Annotated in this window: 19 protein-coding genes and 2 pseudogenes; 10 read left to right on the top strand and 11 right to left on the bottom strand. The window is 30.7% G+C overall.

Going from position 1 to position 21156, the window contains the following annotated elements:
* Positions 1 to 27 precede the first annotated feature (27 nt).
* The 3 genes and pseudogenes from GCU34_RS01525 (at position 28) to xerD (ending at position 2268) form a co-directional block, all read left to right on the top strand.
* Positions 28 to 645 carry an autotransporter domain-containing protein gene (locus GCU34_RS01525; RefSeq protein WP_072780336.1) on the top strand — a complete coding sequence of 206 codons (618 nt, stop codon included), beginning with the start codon at positions 28 to 30 and terminating at the stop codon, positions 643 to 645.
* A gap of 223 nt (positions 646 to 868) precedes the next feature.
* Positions 869 to 1297, top strand: a pseudogene (locus GCU34_RS13565) (outer membrane beta-barrel protein); the annotation flags it as partial.
* Positions 1298 to 1371: 74 nt separating this feature from the next.
* Complete coding sequence (gene xerD / locus GCU34_RS01515; protein ID WP_072780338.1) at positions 1372 to 2268, top strand: site-specific tyrosine recombinase XerD; 897 nt, start codon at positions 1372 to 1374, stop codon at positions 2266 to 2268.
* Positions 2269 to 2322: 54 nt separating this feature from the next.
* Here xerD and rny read toward each other — a convergent pair whose 3' ends face one another.
* The 3 genes from rny to GCU34_RS01500 form a co-directional block, all read right to left on the bottom strand.
* The gene (rny, locus tag GCU34_RS01510; RefSeq protein ID WP_072780339.1) at positions 2323 to 3882 is read right to left on the bottom strand and encodes a ribonuclease Y; all 1560 of its coding nucleotides are present in this window, start codon (positions 3880 to 3882) and stop codon (positions 2323 to 2325) included.
* A gap of 208 nt (positions 3883 to 4090) precedes the next feature.
* Positions 4091 to 4384: a cell division protein ZapA gene (locus GCU34_RS01505; RefSeq protein WP_072780340.1), complete on the bottom strand. Its 294-nt coding sequence runs from the start codon at positions 4382 to 4384 to the stop codon at positions 4091 to 4093.
* A 6-nt stretch (positions 4385 to 4390) separates the two neighbouring features.
* Entirely contained in the window at positions 4391 to 4681 is a 291-nt protein-coding gene (locus tag GCU34_RS01500) for a hypothetical protein (RefSeq protein WP_072780341.1), read from the bottom strand.
* Between the two features lie 199 nt (positions 4682 to 4880).
* Between GCU34_RS01500 and GCU34_RS01495 the strand changes: the two genes are divergently transcribed.
* From GCU34_RS01495 to GCU34_RS01480, 4 genes are read left to right on the top strand one after another with little or no spacing between them, the layout of a single operon-like run.
* Positions 4881 to 6569: a M23 family metallopeptidase gene (locus GCU34_RS01495; protein WP_072780342.1), complete on the top strand. Its 1689-nt coding sequence runs from the start codon at positions 4881 to 4883 to the stop codon at positions 6567 to 6569.
* Positions 6570 to 6581: 12 nt separating this feature from the next.
* Entirely contained in the window at positions 6582 to 9041 is a 2460-nt protein-coding gene (locus tag GCU34_RS01490) for a TonB-dependent receptor (protein ID WP_072780343.1), read from the top strand.
* A gap of 44 nt (positions 9042 to 9085) precedes the next feature.
* Complete coding sequence (locus GCU34_RS01485) at positions 9086 to 9799, top strand: CREC-EF hand family protein (RefSeq protein WP_072780344.1); 714 nt, start codon at positions 9086 to 9088, stop codon at positions 9797 to 9799.
* 8 nt (positions 9800 to 9807) lie between these two features.
* On the top strand, positions 9808 to 10380 hold the full coding sequence (locus tag GCU34_RS01480) for a PDDEXK family nuclease (RefSeq protein ID WP_152378332.1): 573 nt from the start codon (positions 9808 to 9810) through the stop codon (positions 10378 to 10380).
* Between the two features lie 274 nt (positions 10381 to 10654).
* Here GCU34_RS01480 and GCU34_RS01475 read toward each other — a convergent pair whose 3' ends face one another.
* From GCU34_RS01475 to GCU34_RS01455, 5 genes and pseudogenes are all read right to left on the bottom strand, one after another.
* Complete coding sequence (locus tag GCU34_RS01475) at positions 10655 to 11356, bottom strand: hypothetical protein (RefSeq protein ID WP_072780346.1); 702 nt, start codon at positions 11354 to 11356, stop codon at positions 10655 to 10657.
* A 179-nt stretch (positions 11357 to 11535) separates the two neighbouring features.
* Positions 11536 to 13365, bottom strand: coding sequence for an ABC transporter ATP-binding protein (locus GCU34_RS01470; RefSeq protein WP_072780347.1), 1830 nt, complete (start codon positions 13363 to 13365; stop codon positions 11536 to 11538).
* A pseudogene (locus tag GCU34_RS01465) lies at positions 13365 to 15091 on the bottom strand (phospho-sugar mutase). The gene GCU34_RS01470 and the pseudogene GCU34_RS01465 overlap by 1 nt, the downstream one beginning before the upstream one ends.
* A 55-nt stretch (positions 15092 to 15146) precedes the next feature.
* Positions 15147 to 16097, bottom strand: a complete 951-nt coding sequence (locus GCU34_RS01460) for a glycosyltransferase family 2 protein (protein ID WP_072780349.1) — start codon at positions 16095 to 16097, stop codon at positions 15147 to 15149.
* 3 nt (positions 16098 to 16100) lie between these two features.
* Positions 16101 to 16631, bottom strand: a complete 531-nt coding sequence (locus GCU34_RS01455) for a DUF4199 domain-containing protein (protein WP_072780350.1) — start codon at positions 16629 to 16631, stop codon at positions 16101 to 16103.
* 220 nt (positions 16632 to 16851) lie between these two features.
* Between GCU34_RS01455 and GCU34_RS01450 the strand changes: the two genes are divergently transcribed.
* From GCU34_RS01450 to GCU34_RS01440, 3 genes are all read left to right on the top strand, one after another.
* Positions 16852 to 17103, top strand: coding sequence for a type B 50S ribosomal protein L31 (locus GCU34_RS01450; protein ID WP_072780351.1), 252 nt, complete (start codon positions 16852 to 16854; stop codon positions 17101 to 17103).
* Between the two features lie 274 nt (positions 17104 to 17377).
* Positions 17378 to 18553, top strand: coding sequence for a GlmU family protein (locus tag GCU34_RS01445; RefSeq protein WP_072783326.1), 1176 nt, complete (start codon positions 17378 to 17380; stop codon positions 18551 to 18553).
* On the top strand, positions 18553 to 18888 hold the full coding sequence (locus GCU34_RS01440; RefSeq protein WP_072780352.1) for a hypothetical protein: 336 nt from the start codon (positions 18553 to 18555) through the stop codon (positions 18886 to 18888). Before GCU34_RS01445 ends, GCU34_RS01440 begins: the two co-directional genes overlap by 1 nt.
* 53 nt (positions 18889 to 18941) lie before the next feature.
* On the opposite strand, the gene GCU34_RS01435 is transcribed toward GCU34_RS01440, so the two are convergent.
* From GCU34_RS01435 to hisS, 3 genes are read right to left on the bottom strand one after another with little or no spacing between them, the layout of a single operon-like run.
* Positions 18942 to 19217: a hypothetical protein gene (locus GCU34_RS01435; RefSeq protein WP_072780353.1), complete on the bottom strand. Its 276-nt coding sequence runs from the start codon at positions 19215 to 19217 to the stop codon at positions 18942 to 18944.
* A 53-nt stretch (positions 19218 to 19270) separates the two neighbouring features.
* Positions 19271 to 19612, bottom strand: coding sequence for a hypothetical protein (locus GCU34_RS01430; protein WP_072780354.1), 342 nt, complete (start codon positions 19610 to 19612; stop codon positions 19271 to 19273).
* Between the two features lie 43 nt (positions 19613 to 19655).
* Positions 19656 to 21026, bottom strand: coding sequence for a histidine--tRNA ligase (gene hisS, locus GCU34_RS01425; RefSeq protein ID WP_072783327.1), 1371 nt, complete (start codon positions 21024 to 21026; stop codon positions 19656 to 19658).
* Positions 21027 to 21156: the final 130 nt, after the last annotated feature.

Genomic DNA, 21156 nt, shown 5'->3' with positions numbered 1-21156 from the left:
GTTAAAATTTAAAAATTTAAACTAAACATGAAAAAAGTTTTATTATCAGCTGTAGCAATTTTAGGTTTTACTTTTGCTAACGCTCAAGAAGAGGCTACTACTTCAAACGGTGGTTTCGCTCAAGGTGATGTATTCGTTTCTGGTGCATTAACTTTAAATTCATCAAAAACTGGAGATTTCAAAATGAATTCTTTCGTTGTTGCTCCAAAAGTTGGTTACTTTGTAACTGAGAATATCGCTATTGGTGGTATGTTAGCTTATTCTAACGACAAAGTTGAATTAGGTAATAGCGCTACAAACTCAGGTTTTGGTGTTGGTGCTTTTGGACGTTACTATTTTACTCCAGCTAACCAATTCTCTTTATTTGCTGAATTAGCTGCTAACTACATGACTTATGACAATGAGTTTGGTGTAGATTACGATGGTTCTCTATACGCTGCAGACTACAAAAACAATGTTTTTGGTGTTAATTTAGGAGCAGGTATGAACTATTTCGTATCTCCTAACTTCTCATTAGAAGCTGGTGTAGGTGTATTAGGTTTCTCATCTGATGATAATGGTGGTGACGGTGCTGATGCTACTAACACTTTCTCATTTGGTGGTAACTGGACTGCTGTAACTTTTGGTGTTAACTACAAATTCTAATTTGTAACGTACATACAAATAATAAAAATCCCGCCAATGGCGGGATTTTTTTGTTAATAAACTTGTTTATTAGTTTACATATATTTTATTTGTTAATTCAAAAAAACTTCTATATTTGTTAACATTAACTATAAAAATTAAACTAAATATGAAAAAAGTTTTATTTGCTGCAATCGCAGTATTAGGGTTTATGACAACTCAAGCATAAGAAACTCAATTTGGAGTTAAAGCTGGTTATGCTGGTTTATCTGGTAAAGCAGAAGCTGGTGGCGCTTCAGCTACTGAAAGCGACGGTGGTTTCTTTATTGGTGGTTTTGCTGATGTAACTTTATCTGATAAGTTTCATTTTCAACCAGAATTATTATATGTATCTGTTGACAATGCGTCTCAAGTACAAATTCCTTTACACGCAAAATATATGGCTACTGAAGCTTTAGGTGTTAAAGCAGGTCCAAATTTAGCTTTCTTAACAGATGCACCTGATGGAATTAAATCTTTCAACTTCGGTTTCGACTTAGGTGCTGAATATAATTTTGCTGAAAACTTTGTAGTAGATGCACGATATAATTTTGGTTTAGCAAATTTATCTGATGTAGATGGACTTGATTATCATTTAAGTGGCTTCTATGTAGGTTTTGGATATAAGTTCTAAGATTTATAACAATTTATAAGAACCCAAGCAAAAGTTTGGGTTTTTTTATGCACGAAAATGATTACTTTTGGTGTATGAGTTGGGCATCTTATTTAAAACAATTTCAAAATTACCTACGATTAGAAAGAGGTCTTTCTGAAAACACTATTGCTAATTATACTTTCGATATAGAAAAACTAATTTTCTATTTAAATGAAAACAACATCAACGAAAGTCCAATAAAAATTACTGAAGAAACCATTCAATCTTTTTTATATAAGCTTTCAGGAGAAGTTAATGCTCGAAGTCAATCTCGAATTATCTCGGGTTTAAAGAGCTTTTTTAACTTTTTAATATTTGAAGATTTAAGAAATGAAACACCTTTAGAACTTATAGAAGTTCCTAAAACAGGCAGAAAACTACCCGATACACTTTCTACCAATGAAATTGATAGTTTAATTAGTGCTATCGATTTATCAACTCCGGAAGGAGAAAGAAACAGAGCGATGCTCGAAACTTTATACAGTTGTGGTCTTCGTGTTTCGGAATTAATTACTTTAAAAATTTCCGATTTATTCTTTAACGAAGGTTTTATTAAAGTAACTGGTAAAGGCGATAAACAGCGTTTTGTACCCATTAGTAAATCGACCGAAAAATTTATCGCTATTTATACAAGCGAGATACGAAATAAACTCAACATACAAAAAGGATTTGAAGACACACTTTTTTTAAACCGCAGAGGTAAACAATTAACACGAGCAATGGTTTTTACTATAATCAAAGATTTAGCGGTTAAAATAGGTTTAAAAAAGTCAATTTCACCACACACCTTCCGACATTCATTTGCTACGCACTTACTTGAAAACGGAGCCGATTTAAGATCTATTCAATTAATGTTAGGGCACGAATCGATAACCACAACAGAAGTATATATGCATTTAGATAGAACTTTCTTAGCAGAGGTACTCAATAACTATCATCCTAGAAAATAAAAAAGCTGTTCCGAATGGAACAGCTTTTTTAAAATATATAACTAAATTAGATTATTACTTCGCAATATTAACCGCTCTAGTTTCTCTAATTACAGTAATCTTAACTTGACCTGGATAAGTCATTTCAGTTTGAATTTTATGAGAGATTTCAAATGATAAAGTAGAAGCCATTTCATCAGAAACTTTTTCACTTTCTACTATAACACGTAATTCTCTACCTGCTTGGATAGCATAAGCATTTTTAACACCATTAAATCCGTAAGCAATATCTTCTAAGTCTTTTAACCTCTGTATATAAGAATCTAAAACTTGACGTCTTGCTCCAGGTCTTGCTCCCGAAATAGCATCACAAACTTGAACTAATGGAGAAATTAAATATTTCATCTCAATCTCGTCGTGGTGCGCTCCAATTGCATTACAAACTTCGTCTTTCTCACCATATTTTTCAGCCCATTGCATACCTAAAATTGCGTGAGGCAATTCGCTTTCTGTTTCTGGAACTTTTCCAATATCGTGTAATAAACCAGCACGTTTTGCTAACTTAACGTTTAATCCTAATTCAGCTGCCATAATTCCACATAAGTTGGCAACTTCTCTTGAGTGTTGTAATAAGTTTTGACCATAAGACGAACGATACTTCATACGTCCAACAATCTTAATTAATTCAGGATGTAATCCGTGAATACCTAAATCGATAACTGTACGTTTTCCAACTTCGATAATTTCTTCTTCAATTTGTTTTTGTGTTTTAGCAACAACTTCTTCGATACGAGCTGGGTGAATACGACCATCCGTAACTAACTTGTGTAAAGCTAAACGAGCAATTTCTCTTCTAACAGGATCGAAACAAGATAAAATAATTGCCTCTGGTGTATCATCTACAATAATTTCAACTCCAGTTGCAGCTTCTAAAGCACGAATATTTCGCCCTTCACGACCAATAATTCTACCTTTAACATCATCCGACTCAATATTGAAAACAGAAACACAGTTCTCTACTGCTTCTTCTGTTCCAACACGTTGAATAGTATTAATGATAACTTTCTTAGCTTCTTGCTGAGCTGTCATTTTTGCTTCTTCCATTGCATTTTGAATGAAAGACATCGCAGATGTTTTTGCCTCAGCTTTTAAACTTTCAACTAATTGATTTTTAGCCTCTTCAGCAGACAATCCAGAAATTACTTCTAACTGTTCTACTTGACTTCTGTGAAGCTTTTCAATTTCTTGTTGTTTTTTATCCAAAAACTCAATTCTCGTGTTGTAATCTGCTAATTTTTCTTCAAATTCATCATTCAATTTCTTGTTTTTAGCCAGTTCACTCGACACTTGAGATTCTTTATCTCTAGTTCTCTTTTCTGCTTCCGCAATTTTCTTGTCTCTCGATAAAATTACCTGCTCATGTTCAGCTTTTAATTCTAAAAACTTTTCTTTTGCTTGTAAAATTTTATCCTTTTTAATTGATTCAGCTTCAGTTTTAGCATCTTTCAAAATTGAAGCTGCTTCCTTTTTTGCATTTTTAATAAGGTTTGACACATTGCTTTTTTCTAAAAATTTAGCAATTCCAAACCCTAAAGCAATTCCCAAAACAATTCCTATAATCGTTATAAAATCCATAGTTTTAAAAAATATTTATATAAAAAAAGCCTACATTAGGTGTTTGTATAAACTCGTAAAGACAAGTTTTGAGCTAGCTCGTTTTTCATGTTTCCCACTTAAGGGCTTACAATAGTACGAAGATTCGCTCATTTTAATTTGTTAGTGTTGAGTTTATCAAATATATGCTAATGTAGGCAGTATCTTTATCTTATTTGTAAGAACGTATTTATTTTGAGAGTAACTCACTCAATTTTAAATCCAAGCTTTGTAAGCGCTTCAGCGCATTTTGCTGTTCTTCGGAAGTATCCAACTTCTTTTGCTCTGTTTGCGCCGCAAATTGTAACGCACACATTGCCAGAACGTCTTGCTTATCTCTTACAGCATAGCTTTGTTCAAATTGCTTTATCATGGCATCTATTTTTTTTGAAGCAGTTCGTAATGCTTCTTCCTGTGTATCTTCAATTGTTAATGGATATACACGATCGGCTATAGATATTTTGATATTTAATTTTTCACTCATGACTTCCTAATCAGAAAGTTGCGCTATGCAATAATCAATTTCACGAATTAATGAATTTATCTTGAGTTTCGTTTCTCGTTTATTTTCGTCACTGCCTAACAATGAATTTACCATTTTCAATTTATCAATTTGCTCATTTAAACTAGTAACCTGAGCTGCTTTAACTTCATTATCTTTCTTAACTTGTTCTAACAACTCTACCATTTCTTGATTTTTCTTCTCTAATTGCACCAGTTTCTGATTCAATTTAAAGAACTTAACCTCAAGAGCATCAATAAGTTTTGATAAATCGTTCATTAATGGAAAAAATCATTTTCACTTCCTACAAAATTAAGATTACATTTTAACAATCACAATTTTTTTTGTTTTTTTTTAAACTATTTTTCAACTTTTTTACAATAATCTGACTTTTAGTTTGTTGTAAGTATATTTAAAAAAATATTTTTTCAAATTAGAAGTTTTACTATTTTAGCTATTATACAAAACATACAAGCCTATGAAAAAGTTTATCGCCTTTTTATTTTTATCTACCATTGGATATTCTCAAAACGATTATCCTAAAGATTTTATTTCTCCTTTAAACATTCCGCTAGATGTTTCAGGTTCTTTTGGCGAATTAAGAAGTAATCACTTTCATTCTGGTTTAGATCTAAAAACTCAAAAGAAAGAAGGTTTAGATGTCTTAGCCGTTGCTGATGGTTATATTTCTAGAATTAAGATTTCTTCTTTTGGTTACGGAAAAGCTATTTATATTACCCATCCAAATGGATATACTACTGTTTATGGTCATTTACAAAAAGGAAATGGTTTAATTGAAGATTACATAAAAAAGAAACAATACGAAAAGAAATCATTCGAAATCGAACTCTTCCCTACTCCATCTGAATTACCAGTTAAACAAGGCGATGTTATTGCATTAAGCGGAAATTCTGGAGGAAGTGGCGGACCGCATTTACATTTTGAATTTAGAGAAACCAAATCGGAAAAAATTGTAAATCCGCTGCAATTTGGTTACAATAAACTTGCGGTCGACAATCATAATCCAGAATTATATGGCATTATGGCTTTTCCTATTGATAGTACAGTTGTAAATAAATCGCAATTACCTATTCCCATTTCATTTTCTAAACAAGCTGATGGCACTTACAAAGCTTCAAAAGTAATTGCAAATGGCAAAGTTGGTTTTGCTATAAATGCCAATGATAAATGTACCAATCCTTACAATAAAAACGGACTTTATAAAGTAAATGCTTATTTAAACGGAGTACTGTATTTTCAATATGAGTTTGATAAGTTCGCATTTGATGAATCGCGCTACATAAATAATTTCATTGATTATTTTACTTACAAATCGAAAGGGCAACGTTTTCAAAAGCTATTTTTTGAAACAAGTTATCCACTTTCTGTAATAAAAAACAATAAAAACAATGGAATAATTAATACACAACCAAAAGCAAGTTATACGTTAAGAGTAGAAATGTTCGATTTTCAAGGACACCAAGTAAATATTTTAATTCCAATTGAATATGGAACTTCAGAAGTTGCCATAAAAAAAGAAGTCAATACTTCACCCTATTTTTTAAAATCTAAAATTGAGAATAATTATTCTAAAGAGAATATCTCGGTTTTTATTCCAGAAAATACTTTTTATGATGATTTTAGATTAAATTTTGATGTAAAAGACAATGTTTTGTATTTGCATAATGATAAAGTTCCTGCTCATAAAAATTTTACGATTACTTACAGTAATGTTGAAGGCTTAAGTGAAGAACAATTAAAGAAGACTTTCATAGCATCTGTTGATGGTGTAAAATTAGATTATAACAAAACAACAAGAAAGGGAAATTCACTTTCAGCAAGAGTAAGAGAACTTGGAGTTTTTAAATTAGCACAAGACACCATTGCGCCACGAATTTATAATGTAAACTTTGTGGAAGGCAAAAATATAATAAAACAAAATACAATTAGCGTTTCCATATCAGATAACATGTCGGGAATTGATACCTATAATGCTTATTTGAATGGCGAATGGATATTGATGGAATACGATTATAAAACCAGTAAATTAGTACATCAATTAGCTGATGGTAAATACAAAGAAGGAAGAAATGATTTTAAAATAATTGTAACTGATGATTTACAAAATTCAACTACCTTTGAGTCCTATTTTTTTATGAATCCTTAATTTTTAAATTTCTTGAAAAAATTATTTTTTATTGTAATAGTTCTTGTAACTCACATTGTTAATGCTCAAACTGCGAGAATTAAAGGTGTAATTTTAGACGAATTCAACGCACCAGTAGAAGGTGTTACAATTAACGTTAATAAAACGGGAACTGTTTCAGATGCAACAGGTTTTTTCTTAATTGAAGTTCCTGCAAATATTGACTTAACGATTACTTTTACGCATATTTCTTTTAAAAAATCGACTTTAAAACTCAACTTAAAGCCCAACGAAGATTTTGAATTAAATCCAGTTATGAGTTCAAAAGTGGAACAAATTGGCGAAGTGGTTTTAGTTGGTACAAGCAATAAAAAAAGAATTGAAGGAGTTACCGCGATTGATCCGGTTATTATTAGAAAAATTCCTGGAGCAAATGCTGGAGTAGAAAACATTATTAAAACTTTACCCGGAGTTTATTCTAATAACGAATTAAGTACATCTTATGCTGTTAGAGGTGGTAACTACGATGAAAATTTAGTTTATGTTAATGAAATTGAAGTGTACCGTCCGTTTTTAATTCGTTCTGGTCAACAAGAAGGTTTGAGTTTTACCAATACAGACATGGTCGAAAATGTTGACTTTTCAGCAGGAGGATTTCAAGCTAAATATGGTGATAAAATGTCTTCGGTTTTAGATATCACCTATAGAACACCTAAAAAATTTAAAGCTGGTCTAGAAGCTAGTTTCCTTGGTGGAAGTTTAACATTCGAAGGTATTTCTAAAAATAATAAATGGAGTAATATTACAGGAATTCGTTATCGAGACAATAGTTTATTAGTCAATAGTCAAGATACGGAAACTAATTATCGTCCTCAATTTGCTGATATTCAAACTTTATTCAATTACAATGCTTCAACTAAATGGCAATGGAGTTTTTTAGGTAATATTTCTCAAAACAAGTATCATTATCAACCTTTAACTAGACAAACAAATTTTGGTACAATTAATGAGCCTATAGCGTTATTAGTATATTACGAAGGCCAAGAAAAAGACGAATATTTAACACTTTTTGGAGCTGTAAAATCGGTTTATCAATACAATGATAAAAATAAACTGAAATTTTTCGTTTCTACTTACCATACACAAGAACAAGAATATTATGACATTTTAGCACAATATAGATTAGGCGAAGTAGATGCAAATATTGGTTCAGAAACTTTTGGTGATGTTATTTACACTCGTGGTGTGGGTGGCCAATTAACTCATGCTCGTAACGATTTAGACGCTTTAATAGTAAATGTTGAAACTAAAGGGTTTCATGAATTAAACGAAAAATCTCAAATTGAATGGGGAATAAAATACACCCGAGAAGATATTAGAGATAGAATTGTAGAATGGGAAGTAATAGACTCTGCCGGATTCTCGCTACCAGCTCCTATTTTAGAGTATCAAAACGACCAACCTTATAATTCTTATAATGGTCCGCTTGCTCCTTATCACAATATTAGAGCTACAAATTTTACAAAAATCGACAGAATTTCAGGTTATGCGCAATGGAATAGAAGAGGAAATATTGGAGCACATCAATATTGGTTAAATGCAGGTGTTAGAGCGCATAACTGGCAAGTAGAATCGGAAGAAGGAAAAGGGAAATCTCAAATTACTTTTTCACCTAGAGCACAATTTGCTTTCAAACCAAATTGGAAAAAAGATATGCTATTCCGCCTTTCGAGTGGTTTATATCATCAACCTCCATTTTACCGAGAACTTCGTGATGCCGATGGAATGGTTCAACCTAATGTTAAAGCACAACAATCTTTTCATGTTGTGTTGAGCAATGACTATAGTTTTAAAATGTGGAATCGTCCATTTAAATTAGTAAGTGAAGCTTATTATAAAAGTATGACTAATGTAAATACGTACACTATAGACAATGTTCGTATTCGCTACAAAGCCGATAATAATGCAGAAGCTTATGCTTATGGTTTTGACGCTCGATTAAATGGAGAATTTGTTCCAGGAACAGAATCGTGGTTTAGTTTTGGTTACTTAAAAACTGAAGAAAATTATGATAACAAAGGATATATAGCTCGTCCTACGGATCAAAGGTTAAAATTTGGATTATTGTTCCAAGATTATATGCCAAATATTCCGAATGTAAAAATCAATCTTAATTTAGTATACAATACAGGTTTACCCGGTGGTTCTCCATCTTATGCAGATCCTTATGACTATCAATTTCGTCTAAAAGATTACACAAGAGCCGATGTAGGTTTCTTGTATGCTTTTAAAGATGAAACTATAAAATCAGATAAAAAATGGTTGCGCCGTTTTAACGAACTTTCATTAGGTTTAGAAATTTTCAATTTGTTTAATAATCAAAATGCAATTACAAATACTTGGGTTCGCGATGTATATACTAAATCGCAATATGGAATTCCAAACTACATGACTACTCGTGTTTTTAACTTGAAGTTGGTAGCTCGTTTGTAAATTTAGGAACAAAAATTAGTATATTTGATAATCAAAAATAGAACATGCGAATTTATTTAGTATCAATTATTAGCGCTTTAACTTTGGTTGCTTGTAAAAAAGAAAGTGAAAAACCAAAAGTTATTTATGAAGAAAAAGCAACTACTGAAGAGCGAAAGGTTGATTCTGCTTCTATTAAAATTGCCGATTTGCCGATTTTAATGGATGGAACCAAATATTTAATTCATCCTGTTGGCGATGTGCGTGTGTATGAAGATTATAAAAGTGTTTATGGTTCTAGTAAAACCAACCAAGTAAGCTATGCCATATCAAATTATAACCGATATGAAATTACAGGTTATTTTGATAACTTAAAATTTCAACATATCGATTCTACAACAGTTTGCGCTCTAACTACTCAAAAAGTACAAATTCAAACGGTGACATACTTAAATACAATTGCCGAAAAATCGAAAAAGCAAATTTTAGTATATTCTTTAGTAGATAGCGACACAAATAAAGATGGAAAAATTGACCAAAATGACATTAAATCACTTTACTTAAGTAATATTGATGGAACACATTTAACCAAGATTTCTGACGATTTAAACGAAGTTGTAGATTGGAATGTTATTGAAACTTTAAATCGATTGTATTTTCGTTCTATTGAAGATATCAATAAAAATGGTGCTTTCGATAAAAACGATAAAGTGCATTATCATTATGTAAATCTTTTAACAAACGATTGGACTGCTGAGGAATATTCGCCGATAAATTAAGTTTTCAAATGATTTTAGATTTAACTAATAATATAAAATTTGATGAAATAAATATTAGTGAAAGTTTATTACAGAGACATGTTGTAAAAAATTTTGAAATTTTATTTCCAGACTATAGAATAATAGAATCAGAGTATAGGCTTGTTGGCGATGTAAGAAAATTTGGGCTAAGTGGGAGAATCGATATTTTTGCCTTAAATTTAAAAGAAAATAGATTAGTAGTATTTGAATTAAAAAAAGACAATAATAAAAACATACTTTTTCAAACTATAGATTATTCAGATTTTATAAGTGAGAATTATAATTTGATTATATTGAGTACTAATAATTTATCTTTATCTGAAAAAGATATTTTACTAAAAAATAAGCAAAAACCTGAAATAATTTTAATTGCCAAAAATTTTAATCATCCAACTATAAGAAGAATTCAAAATATTGAAAATGTAATTTCTCTTTATGAGTATAAGGCTTTTCAAAATAATTTTATTCAATTTGAATTATTATTTAACAAAGGAAATAATAAAATTGTTTTCAGTAATAAAGAAAAAAAGCTATTGAAAAAATTGATTCTTCAAATGTAAATTTATTAATTAAAGAAGCTTTAAGAAATTTGGATGATTCATATTACTTAATTGATTCTGATATTTTAGCAATAAATCCGACAATTCTCTATAACTCATTTAAAGAGATTTCAAGTCATTTTAATATATCACACTTAACTAAAGGTCAATTTTTAAAACTAATTAGAGAATCTGATTTTTATATAGAAGACAGAAAAACAATGAGATTTAAAGATTATAATACTAGTGTGATATTAATAAAAATTCAATAAATGAAAGTTCTAAAATCTAACTTCTAAATAAGAATATCACTCTCTAAATCTGATTTTTCAATTGTAAAGTTAAAACCTAATTTTTCAACTAATTCGATAACCAGTTTCTTATACCAATTTTCACTTTTAGGGTGAATATAAATTTTCTCAATTAACAGGTTCAAATTTACTTCAATCTTTAATCCATTATCGATAGTTAAATTAGTTTTGCTTACATCGGAAATAATACGAATTTCTCGTTCATATTGAAAACTTTTTCTCTTGAACAAAAACGGAAAAAAAGTATCATCAAACGGAATAAAATCTTTCTTGTAATCAATATAGTTTACTTCGCCTATATATTGTTCGTAATGCTTTTCAGGTTTTAACGCTTCTTTTAATCTTCCTATTGTAGATTGTATGGCTAAACCTTCGTTGTTTTTTGTGAAAATTTGCCACATTGCAAACGATTCATATTCGTTTGCATGCCATGAACTTATAACGACTTTTTCTCTATGCGATTTGTAATAATCTAAAAACTTAGGATTGTTTGCCGCAATTTTTTTTATTTCCTCGTAAGTTGGTTCCGAAAATGTTCCTTCATATTGATCTTCAAATTTATCGGAACGCGACATAAATAATTGATGCGCTAACAACATATCTAGAAACTTAGATAAATCTAAGTATTTCCAAACTATAGTGTCATCGTTTTCGGTTAACTTTATATTTTTATTGAGTATGTACATAAAAGAAAAATCTCCATAAATTTAGTAATTATATGGAGATAATTTGATAATTTACTTATGTTTATCTGTCATTCCGAATTTAGTTCGGAATCTAATTTAAAAAAATTTTCTAATTAGAAAGATGCTGGCACGAGCGAAGGCGAACTGACGAAGTAAACAAGTTCAGCATGACAAAAGATTTATTCGAAAGATTGTAACGAAACTAATTTTGCATAAGTTCCGTTTTTAGCTAAAAGTTCCTCGTGATTTCCTTGTTCAACAATTTGACCTTTTTGCATCACTACAATTGTATCGGCGCGTTGAATAGTTGATAAACGGTGTGCAATAACCACTGAAGTTCTATTTTGCATCATATTTTCTAAGGCTACTTGAACTAATTTTTCGCTTTCTGTATCTAAAGCAGATGTCGCTTCATCTAAAATCATAATTGGTGGATTCTTTAAAACTGCTCGAGCAATTGACAAACGTTGTTTTTGTCCACCCGAAAGTTTGTTTCCAGCATCACCAATATTGGTATGAATTCCTTCTGGTAAATCTTTTACAAACTCAAAAGCATTAGCCACTTTTAAAGCTTCAATAATTTCTTCATCAGTTGCATCAAGTTTACCAATTTTAATATTTTCGGCAACTGTTCCATTAAACATAATAGAATCTTGGGTTACCAATCCCATTTGATTACGTAACGATTGCATAGTGACATCTTTTATGTTGGTGTTATCAATTTTAATTTCACCTTTTTCAACATCGTAAAAACGCATTAATAAATTGGCAATTGTACTTTTTCCTGAACCCGATTGACCCACTAAAGCAACTGTTTTTCCTTTTGGAACATGTAATGAAAAATCTTTTAAAACGGGTTCGTCATTATATGCAAAAGTTACATTTTGAATTGAAATTCCGCTTTCAAATTTTTGAATTTTTGAAGCACCTTCTTTATCTACAATTGGATTTTCTTCTTCAATAACTTCAAATACTCTTTCTGCTGCTGCCAAACCTGTTTTTACTTGATAAGAAGCTTTTGAAATAGCTTTTGCGGGCGTAAGAATCGTATAAGCTAAAGCGATATAAGTTATAAATGCAGTACTTGCCAAAGTTTTTTCAATTAAAACTAAATGTCCACCATACCAAAGTAGTACAGCTATAGTTAGTATACCAAGAAACTCACTTAAAGGCGAAGCTAAATTATTTTTATTTCCAATTTTATTAGAAAGTCTGTATAATCTTTTTAAAGAATCATTAAATTTTTCTGTAAAACTATTTTCGGCATTATATCCTTTTACTACTTTTAAACCGTGTAATGTTTCGTCTACAATAGAAATTAAAATTCCATTTTCTTGTTGTGCTTTAGTAGATTTTGCTTTCAAACTTTTACCAACTCTTTGAATAATAAATCCTGAAATTGGTATAAATATAAATACAAAAAGAGTCAATTTTGTACTAATCATCAACATTGCAATGATAGAAAAAATAATAGTAAGAGGTTCTCTAACAACAAGTTCTAATACCTGAAAGAACGAATTTTTAACTTCATTTACATCTCCAAGAATTCTCGCCATTATATCACCTTTTCTCTTCTCAGAATAATATGAAACTGGAAGTGCTACTATTTTATTATATAGCTTTTCTCTTAAATCTTTTAAAACACCATTCCTTAAAATGGTTACATGTCTAGAAGCTAAATAATTAAAAACATTCTTTAATAATGCTGCTGCGATAACAAAAGAAATTACAAACAAAAGTGCATTTTGTTCTCCTAAACTATCTGAAATCTCTGTTACTTTATAATTAAACCAATTGGAAACAAAAGATTTAATTGAACTAATTCCTTTGTATTCAGGTTTTATTAATATTCTTTCTGTTTGTTTAAAAATTACATCTAATGTGGGCATTATTGAAACCATCAACAATGTACTAAACAAAGCATATAAAATATTAAACACAACATTCCCTACAATATTAGAACGATAAGGTTTTAAGTAAGGAATTAGTTTTTTTAAATTATTATCCATTAGTTCAAATTCATTTCTGCAATAATTGTTGCAATTTTATTGTCTAATTGATTTTCAACCTTTTCAAAATTTTCAGGCATATCTAATTGTGCATGCACACTGAAATAAAACTTAATTTTAGGTTCTGTTCCACTTGGACGTGCGCAAATTTTACTTCCATCTTCTAAATAGTAAATTAATACATTCGATTTTGGAATAGTAATATCAAACTCATCATTATTCATAAAGTCTTTACCTTTTGAAGTTTGATAATCTTCAATACAAACCACACGCTCGCCAGCGATTTCTTTCAAAGGATTTTCGCGTAAATCTATCATCATCTGTTTGATTTCGTTTGCCCCTTCAATTCCTTTTTTAGTAATTGAAATTAAATGTTCTTTATACAAACCAAAATCTACCGAAAGATTAATTAATTCTTGGTACAAACTACTTCCTGAAGCTTTTGCTTGCGCTGCAATTTCGCAAACTAAAAGTATAGCGGCTACAGCATCTTTATCGCGAACTTTATCGCCTACCATGTAACCAAAACTTTCTTCTCCTCCTCCAATAAACTCTAGTTCTGGAAAATCTTTAATGAATTTTGCAATCCATTTAAAACCTGTTAAACCTACTTTACACTCTACTCCGTAAGCTTCTGCTAAATCTAACATTAATGGAGTTGAAACAATTGTTGAACCAATAAATTGTTTACCTGTAATTTTTCCAGCACGTTTCCACTGCTCTAAAAGAAAAGCGGTCATGACAACCATTGTTTGGTTCCCATTTAACAACTTCATATTTCCTTCTAAATCTCGTACTGCAACACCCAATCTATCCGAATCAGGGTCAGTTCCTACCACAATATCGGCATTAATTTTATTAGCTAAAGCTAATGCCATTGTTAGTGCTTCTGGTTCTTCAGGATTTGGCGATTTAACCGTTGGAAAGTTTCCATTTGGTTCTCTTTGCTCTTCTACAATATTTACATCATTATAACCTGCTAAATCCAAAACATTAGGAATAGCTTTTACAGAAGTGCCATGCAAAGGAGTGTAAACAATTTTTAAATTGTCTTTTGCTTCTTGAGGTGTATTAAAACTTGCATTTTCAACTGTTGATTTCCAAAATGCTTGATCAATTTTGGTATCAATATACTCGATTAAACTTTCATTTGCTTCAAAGTTAATATCGCTATATTGTAAGTTTTCAATTTCTTGAATAATTTCAGCATCTTGAGGTGGAACTAATTGTCCGCCATCTTGCCAATATACTTTATATCCGTTATATTCTGGTGGATTGTGAGAAGCCGTTAAAACAATCCCTGCGTGACAGTTCAAGTAACGAACAGTAAACGATAATTCGGGGGTTGGACGTAATTCAGAAAATAAAAAACTTTAATTCCATTTGCCGAAAAAACATCAGCTACAACTTTTGCCAGTGTATTACTATTATGTCTACAATCGTAAGCAATAGCAACTTTTAACTCTTCACCTGCAAAAACTTTCTTCATATAATTTGAAAGTCCTTGAGTATTTTTCCCTAAAGTATATTTGTTTATTCGGTTGGTTCCAACACCCATTACGCCACGCATTCCGCCTGTACCGAATTCTAAATTTTTATAAAAACTATCTTCTAATTCTTTCGGACTAGAAGTCATCATTTCTTTAATATTTTCTTGCGTTTTTTCGTCAAAAACTGGAGTAAGCCATTCGTTGACTTTCTCTAAAATATGTTTTTCAATATGCATATTCGAATATGTTAAAAAGCAAATTTACGAAGAATAAAAGTAGTAATAAAGCAACTTAAACTTCTTGCTCTATTTTATAGCGTTCTTCGTTATTTTTAGTTCGTAAAATTATTTCTCCTAAAAAGCCAGCTAAAAATAATTGTGTTCCAATAATCATGGTTGCTAATGCAATATAAAACCACGGATTATCAGTCACTAAAATTGTAGGTTCTTGATGATATAGTTTCCAAAGTTTTAAAAATCCAATGAATCCTGCTGAGATAAAACCGATGATAAACATTAAAACTCCTAAAGCTCCAAATAAATGCATCGGGCGTTTACCGAATTTAGATAAAAACCAAATGGTAATTAAATCCAAAAATCCATTAATGAAACGTTCCATTCCGAATTTAGATTCTCCGTATTTTCGGGCTTGATGCTGCACTACTTTTTCGCCTATATTAGCGAAACCAGCGTTTTTAGCTAAAACAGGAATATAACGATGCATTTCACCAGAGACTTCTACGTTTTTTACTACTTTGCTATTGTAAGCTTTTAAACCACAGTTGAAATCATGTAAAACAACACCAGAAGTTTTTCGGGCTGCCCAGTTAAATAATTTTGAAGGTAAGTTTTTGCCAATAACCGAATCGTAGCGTTTCTTTTTCCAACCTGAAACTAAATCAAACCCTTGTTGAGTAATCATATTATACAGTTCAGGAATTTCATCAGGGCTATCTTGTAAATCGGCATCCATGGTAATGACCACATCACCATTTGTTCGAGCAAAACCGGCATGCAAGGCTTGACTTTTTCCGTAGTTTCTTAAAAAACGAATACCTTTCACGGCTGTATCTTGCTGTGAAAGGTTGTGTATGATATCCCAAGAATTATCGGTACTACCATCATCTATAAACCAAATTTCGTAGGAATAGTTATGGGTTGTCATAACTTTCTTAATCCAATTATATAGTTCGGGTAACGATTCTTGCTCGTTAAGTAAAGGAATAACTACAGATATATTCATGTATTATATTAATTCTTGTGGTTTTCTTTTGAAGATTGCTGCCAAAATTAATCCAAAAATAATAGAACCAATTAAAGAACCTCCAAAACTTTTTACAACTCCCATAGTTGAGAACTGAGGTGTTTCTTCCATTTGAGTTACAACTTCTTTTATTTTCTCTGTTGGTACATTATATTTTTGTAAATTTTCTACTTGAAATTCAACCAAAGCTTGAGTTACTAAATCGCGAGTTTCTGTATCGATTACATTAAATAATAATATAGTAAAAAGCGAAGACATTAAAATTCCTATTAATGCACCCAGGAAATAACCGGTAAAACCGTCTTTAAAACTCATGTAACCACCTAAGTCTTTTCTTAAATTTATTAACTGAAATACTCCTATTCCAATATAAATAAATAACATTGAGAACCCTATCCACATATTAGTAAATAAATGATAATCAATTAAATACATTAAAAGAGTAGCTGTAATTGCAAATATTCCAGAGATTAATCCAAATTTAATGGCATTTTTTTTAATAATTTCGTTCATGTTTTTGGTTGTTTAGTTATACAAATATAGAATTTTATTATTACTACTTATCAGTATAAAATATTTAAAAAAAGTTACACTATTGCTTGTAAATTAAAAATTTAGTGTAAATTTGCACACTAAAATAAAAAAGATTAATAATAAAAGGTTATTATGTTGCTTACACCTTTTGAAAGAAAGCCGCGAAGTAACTGGTAATCACAAATAAAAGATTTACATTATGAAAAAAGGTATTCACCCAGAAAATTACAGATTAGTGGCATTCAAAGATATGTCAAATGAAGATGTATTTATTACAAAATCTACAGTAGAAACTAAAGAAACTATCGAAGTTGATGGTGTTGAGTATCCTGTATTTAAAATGGAGATTTCTAGAACGTCTCACCCATTTTATACTGGTAAATCTAAACTTATCGATACAGCTGGTCGTATTGATAAATTCAAAAACAAATACGCTAAATTCAGCAAATAATTTGTTGCAATTTTCAAAATATAAAAGCTCTGCATTTGCAGGGCTTTTTTTTATGTGCCAAAGTTGTTAAAAGTAAAAGGTGAGGTATAGCCGTGATGGAAACGGTATCTTATTTTTTGTTGTACTTCGACAGGCTCAGTATGACAAAAAATAAATAAAGTGGACAGCACGATAACTGGTGATTTGAAATCTTGTAGTGTGCTTCATATTTCTAGTAATTTTTTAGAAAAACTTTGTAACTTAGCGACACTTAAATTTATTGACTTCAAAAATCATGAACTATATACTTTTTGACGGAACGGTTCGCAATGCTTTACTTCCGTTTACTTTTACTCGCCCAGTGGCCGATATTCGTGTTGGAATTTTAACCATTCGCGAAAAATGGGAAAAATATTTAGGTTACACAACCACCACTTTAACGGAAGAGTATTTAATGGATAAATTTCCGATGGTGGAAATGGAGGAAAACATAATGATTAATGCTTCGTTTTTTCCGAATGAAGTTTTAGTAGAAATGATTTTGAATTTAGAGAAAAATCAGGCGATTATTTCGGGTGAAGAAATTATTGCTTTTTACACGAATGACACGCAAGAAGATATTGATTTTGATGAATATGACTTGATTGACTATGAAGAGGATTTTATTAGAATTGAAAATACTTGGGATATTTTTGCAAAAAATGATGTAGCTATTCGTGAAGATTTTGAATTATTGACCGAAGGTAGATTTTCGCAAACTATTCCTAAAAGCGTTAATGTAATTGCTCCTGAAAATATTTTTATTGAAGAAGATGCAAAACTTGAATTTGTTACACTAAATGCATCTTCTGGACCCATCTATATTGGGAAAAATGCTGAAATAATGGAAGGTTCATTAATTCGCGGACCATTTGCTTTGTGTGAAGAGGCTCAAGTGAAATTAGGTGCTAAAATTTATGGTGCTACGACTGTTGGACCACATTGTCGTGTGGGTGGTGAAGTAAGTAATTCGGTTTTATTTGCGTATTCAAACAAAGGTCACGATGGCTTTTTAGGGAATTCAGTTTTAGGTGAATGGTGCAATATTGGCGCCGATTCTAATAATTCTAACTTGAAGAATAATTACGAAGAAGTTCGCTTGTGGAGCTATGAAACGGAAGGTTTTGCTAAAACTGGATTACAGTTTTGTGGATTAATGATGGGCGATCATAGTAAATGCGGAATTAATACTATGTTTAATACAGGAACCGTTGTAGGCGTTTCAGCTAATATTTTCGGAAGCGGATTTCCTAGAAATTTTGTACCTAGTTTTTCTTGGGGCGGCGCTTCTGGTTTTACAACTTATTTGACCAAAAAAGCTTTTGAAACGGCTAAAATTGTAATGAGTCGCCGTCATGTAGCGTTTACCGAGCAAGATGCTGCTATATTAGAACACGTTTTTGAAGAAACTAAGAAATACAGAAAAGAATAATGTTTGGATTTGTTTTAATTTATTGGGTTGGTAAATATTTTTATAAACTAGCAGAAGAATATAAAGAAAACAAATGGCTTTATGCAATTTTAGGAATTGCTGTTTATTTTGGAAGTCAATTATTAACAGGAGTGTTTTTAGGGCTTTTAGACATCATGTTTGGCTGGAATATTGATTGGGAAGGAAATACTGCGATTAATTTACTTGGTATTCCTATTGGAGCTGTTTTTAGTTATTTATTCTACATACTGTTAGAACGAAAATGGAAAAAAGATAAAACTGCAGTTGTTGAATCTATAGACGACATAGGAATTGAAAATAATTCGGAACTATAATAAAATAAAAAACACTAAGTTAAGACTTAGTGTTTTTTGCTTTTAAGAATATTTTATCTTGAAATTATATAAAACAAAGCAACAGAAATTAAAGCAGAAATTCCAATAAAAACAATTAATTGCTTTTTTTGTTGTTTGTTTTCTTTTTGAAGTCTAGTTCTAATTTCTTCTAATAATTCTGGAGTAGCCTTTATTGGATCATAACCAACTTCATTTTCATTTGAAGTATAATTACTCCAATCTAACTTTTCTTTTCTTTGACTTCTTTTTTGAGAACGATTAAACTTTAAACTCTGAATTGCATGAGACATTGCACCCTCGCCAGCCATAATTTTTTATTACTTATACGCTCTGTTATTTTAAAAAGTTACAAAAAACTAAACTATAAGATTTTGCTAGCTAAATATTTTCCTATTTTATATGCAAAATAAACTCCGAAAACTAAAATTACATTGGTAATAAACACATATAAAGTATAGAGTAATTTATCTTCTATCGAATTGAAACAAAAATTTGAAAAAATACAAATATCCATTGGTTCTTTTACAAATTGAGTCATTACAAAACTTATCGACAGCAATCCTATTAAAACAATTAAAATATATTTTAATCCATTTTTATTTGGTTTCTTACCCGTTGGTTTAAAAATGTTCCTTTCTTCTTCTGTTCGCTTATTATTCTGTAACGACCAAATTACTTTTTTTGCTTCGTCATCTACATTCATATCAAAAACTAATTACAAGTTCAAAAACAAAGTTCAACTATTTTTATTTCAATAACGTAACTAATGTTGCAAAGTCAACTGTTTGCTGTTCGCCAGTTACCAAATTCTTAATACTAAAAACTTGTTTAGAAATTTCTTCTTCACCAACAATTACAGCATAAGGAATTGCTCTTTTATCAGCATGTTGAAATTGCTTTCCCATTTTAGCATTATCAGGATACATTTCTACTTTAATTCCTTCTTGTCTTAACTTAGCAATCGCTTTCATAGCATATTTTGCTTCTTCTAATCCTAAATTTAGAAATAAAGCTTTTGAAGTTTTTGTTACCGTTTCAGGAAATAAATTCAATTCTTCAATTACTAAGGCAATTCTATCTAAACCAAAAGATATTCCCACTCCACTCATATTTTTTAAACCAAAAATCCCAGTCAAATCATCATATCTTCCGCCACCACCAATTGATCCCATGGCAACGCCTTCTGGAGCAGCAACTTCAAAAATAGCACCTGTATAATAATTTAAACCACGAGCTAAAGTAACATCTAAATCAAAATTTGCCGATTGTAAACCTATTTCGGAAATATTATCACATATAAATTGTAGCTCTTCTACTCCTTTCATTCCTTCAGTTGAAGAAGCTAAAAGTTGTGCAAGCTTTTCAATTTTCTCAGAAATTGTACCTGTAAAATTAAATAATGGTTGAACTTTTGTTATAGCTGCTTCTGAAATGCCTTTTTCTAACATTTCTTTCTTTACACCATCTTCTCCTATTTTATCTAATTTATCTAACGCAACTGTAAAATCGATCAACTTATCTGAAGCACCAATAACCTCAGCAATTCCAGATAATATTTTTCTATTATTAATTTTAATTGTAACACCATTTAATCTTAATTGTGTAAAAACAGAATCGTACAATTGTACCAATTCTACTTCTTGCCAAAGTGAATTTGAACCTACAACATCCGCATCACATTGATAAAATTCTCTGAAACGACCTTTTTGAGGGCGATCGGCACGCCAAACAGGCTGAATTTGGTAACGCTTAAACGGAAACTCAATTTCATTTTGGTGCATTACCACATAACGCGCAAAAGGAACCGTTAAATCGTAACGCAATGCTTTTTCTGAAATCTTAGAAGTTAATTGTTTATAGTTTATGGTTTGTAGTTCGTCCATTGAAACTTTATCCAAGTAATCTCCGGAATTTAAAATTTTAAAAATCAATCGGTCACCTTCTTCACCATATTTTCCCATTAAAGTTTCCGAATTTTCAAACGAAGGTGTTTCTATAGGTTGAAATCCAAACTTCTCGAAATTCTCTTTAATAATCGAAAAAATATAATTGCGTTTCGCAACTTCAATTGGCGAAAAATCGCGTGTTCCTTTTGGTATTCCTGGCTTTTTTGACATTTTAAATTTTATTTTTGTCATGTTGAGCGAAGTCGAAACATCTCATAATGAGATTCCTCTTTTCACTCGGAATGACAAGACGTTATATTTACTGCAAATATCGAACTTAAAACTGATTCATAAAAATTAA

Origin of the sequence: Flavobacterium haoranii (genome assembly GCF_009363055.1) — a bacterium.
Lineage (GTDB): Bacteria > Bacteroidota > Bacteroidia > Flavobacteriales > Flavobacteriaceae > Flavobacterium > Flavobacterium haoranii.
This window is presented reverse-complemented; position numbering and strand designations above follow the sequence as displayed.

Coding starts and splice junctions, on each gene's coding strand:
- GCU34_RS01525 (WP_072780336.1), top strand. CDS start 28: ATGAAAAAAGTTTTATTATCAGCTGTAGCAATTTTAGGTTTTACTTTT.
- xerD (WP_072780338.1), top strand. CDS start 1,372: ATGAGTTGGGCATCTTATTTAAAACAATTTCAAAATTACCTACGATTA.
- rny (WP_072780339.1), bottom strand. CDS start 3,882: ATGGATTTTATAACGATTATAGGAATTGTTTTGGGAATTGCTTTAGGG.
- GCU34_RS01505 (WP_072780340.1), bottom strand. CDS start 4,384: ATGAGTGAAAAATTAAATATCAAAATATCTATAGCCGATCGTGTATAT.
- GCU34_RS01500 (WP_072780341.1), bottom strand. CDS start 4,681: ATGAACGATTTATCAAAACTTATTGATGCTCTTGAGGTTAAGTTCTTT.
- GCU34_RS01495 (WP_072780342.1), top strand. CDS start 4,881: ATGAAAAAGTTTATCGCCTTTTTATTTTTATCTACCATTGGATATTCT.
- GCU34_RS01485 (WP_072780344.1), top strand. CDS start 9,086: ATGCGAATTTATTTAGTATCAATTATTAGCGCTTTAACTTTGGTTGCT.
- GCU34_RS01480 (WP_152378332.1), top strand. CDS start 9,808: ATGATTTTAGATTTAACTAATAATATAAAATTTGATGAAATAAATATT.
- GCU34_RS01475 (WP_072780346.1), bottom strand. CDS start 11,356: ATGTACATACTCAATAAAAATATAAAGTTAACCGAAAACGATGACACT.
- GCU34_RS01470 (WP_072780347.1), bottom strand. CDS start 13,365: ATGGATAATAATTTAAAAAAACTAATTCCTTACTTAAAACCTTATCGT.
- GCU34_RS01460 (WP_072780349.1), bottom strand. CDS start 16,097: ATGAATATATCTGTAGTTATTCCTTTACTTAACGAGCAAGAATCGTTA.
- GCU34_RS01455 (WP_072780350.1), bottom strand. CDS start 16,631: ATGAACGAAATTATTAAAAAAAATGCCATTAAATTTGGATTAATCTCT.
- GCU34_RS01450 (WP_072780351.1), top strand. CDS start 16,852: ATGAAAAAAGGTATTCACCCAGAAAATTACAGATTAGTGGCATTCAAA.
- GCU34_RS01445 (WP_072783326.1), top strand. CDS start 17,378: ATGAACTATATACTTTTTGACGGAACGGTTCGCAATGCTTTACTTCCG.
- GCU34_RS01440 (WP_072780352.1), top strand. CDS start 18,553: ATGTTTGGATTTGTTTTAATTTATTGGGTTGGTAAATATTTTTATAAA.
- GCU34_RS01435 (WP_072780353.1), bottom strand. CDS start 19,217: ATGGCTGGCGAGGGTGCAATGTCTCATGCAATTCAGAGTTTAAAGTTT.
- GCU34_RS01430 (WP_072780354.1), bottom strand. CDS start 19,612: ATGAATGTAGATGACGAAGCAAAAAAAGTAATTTGGTCGTTACAGAAT.
- hisS (WP_072783327.1), bottom strand. CDS start 21,026: ATGTCAAAAAAGCCAGGAATACCAAAAGGAACACGCGATTTTTCGCCA.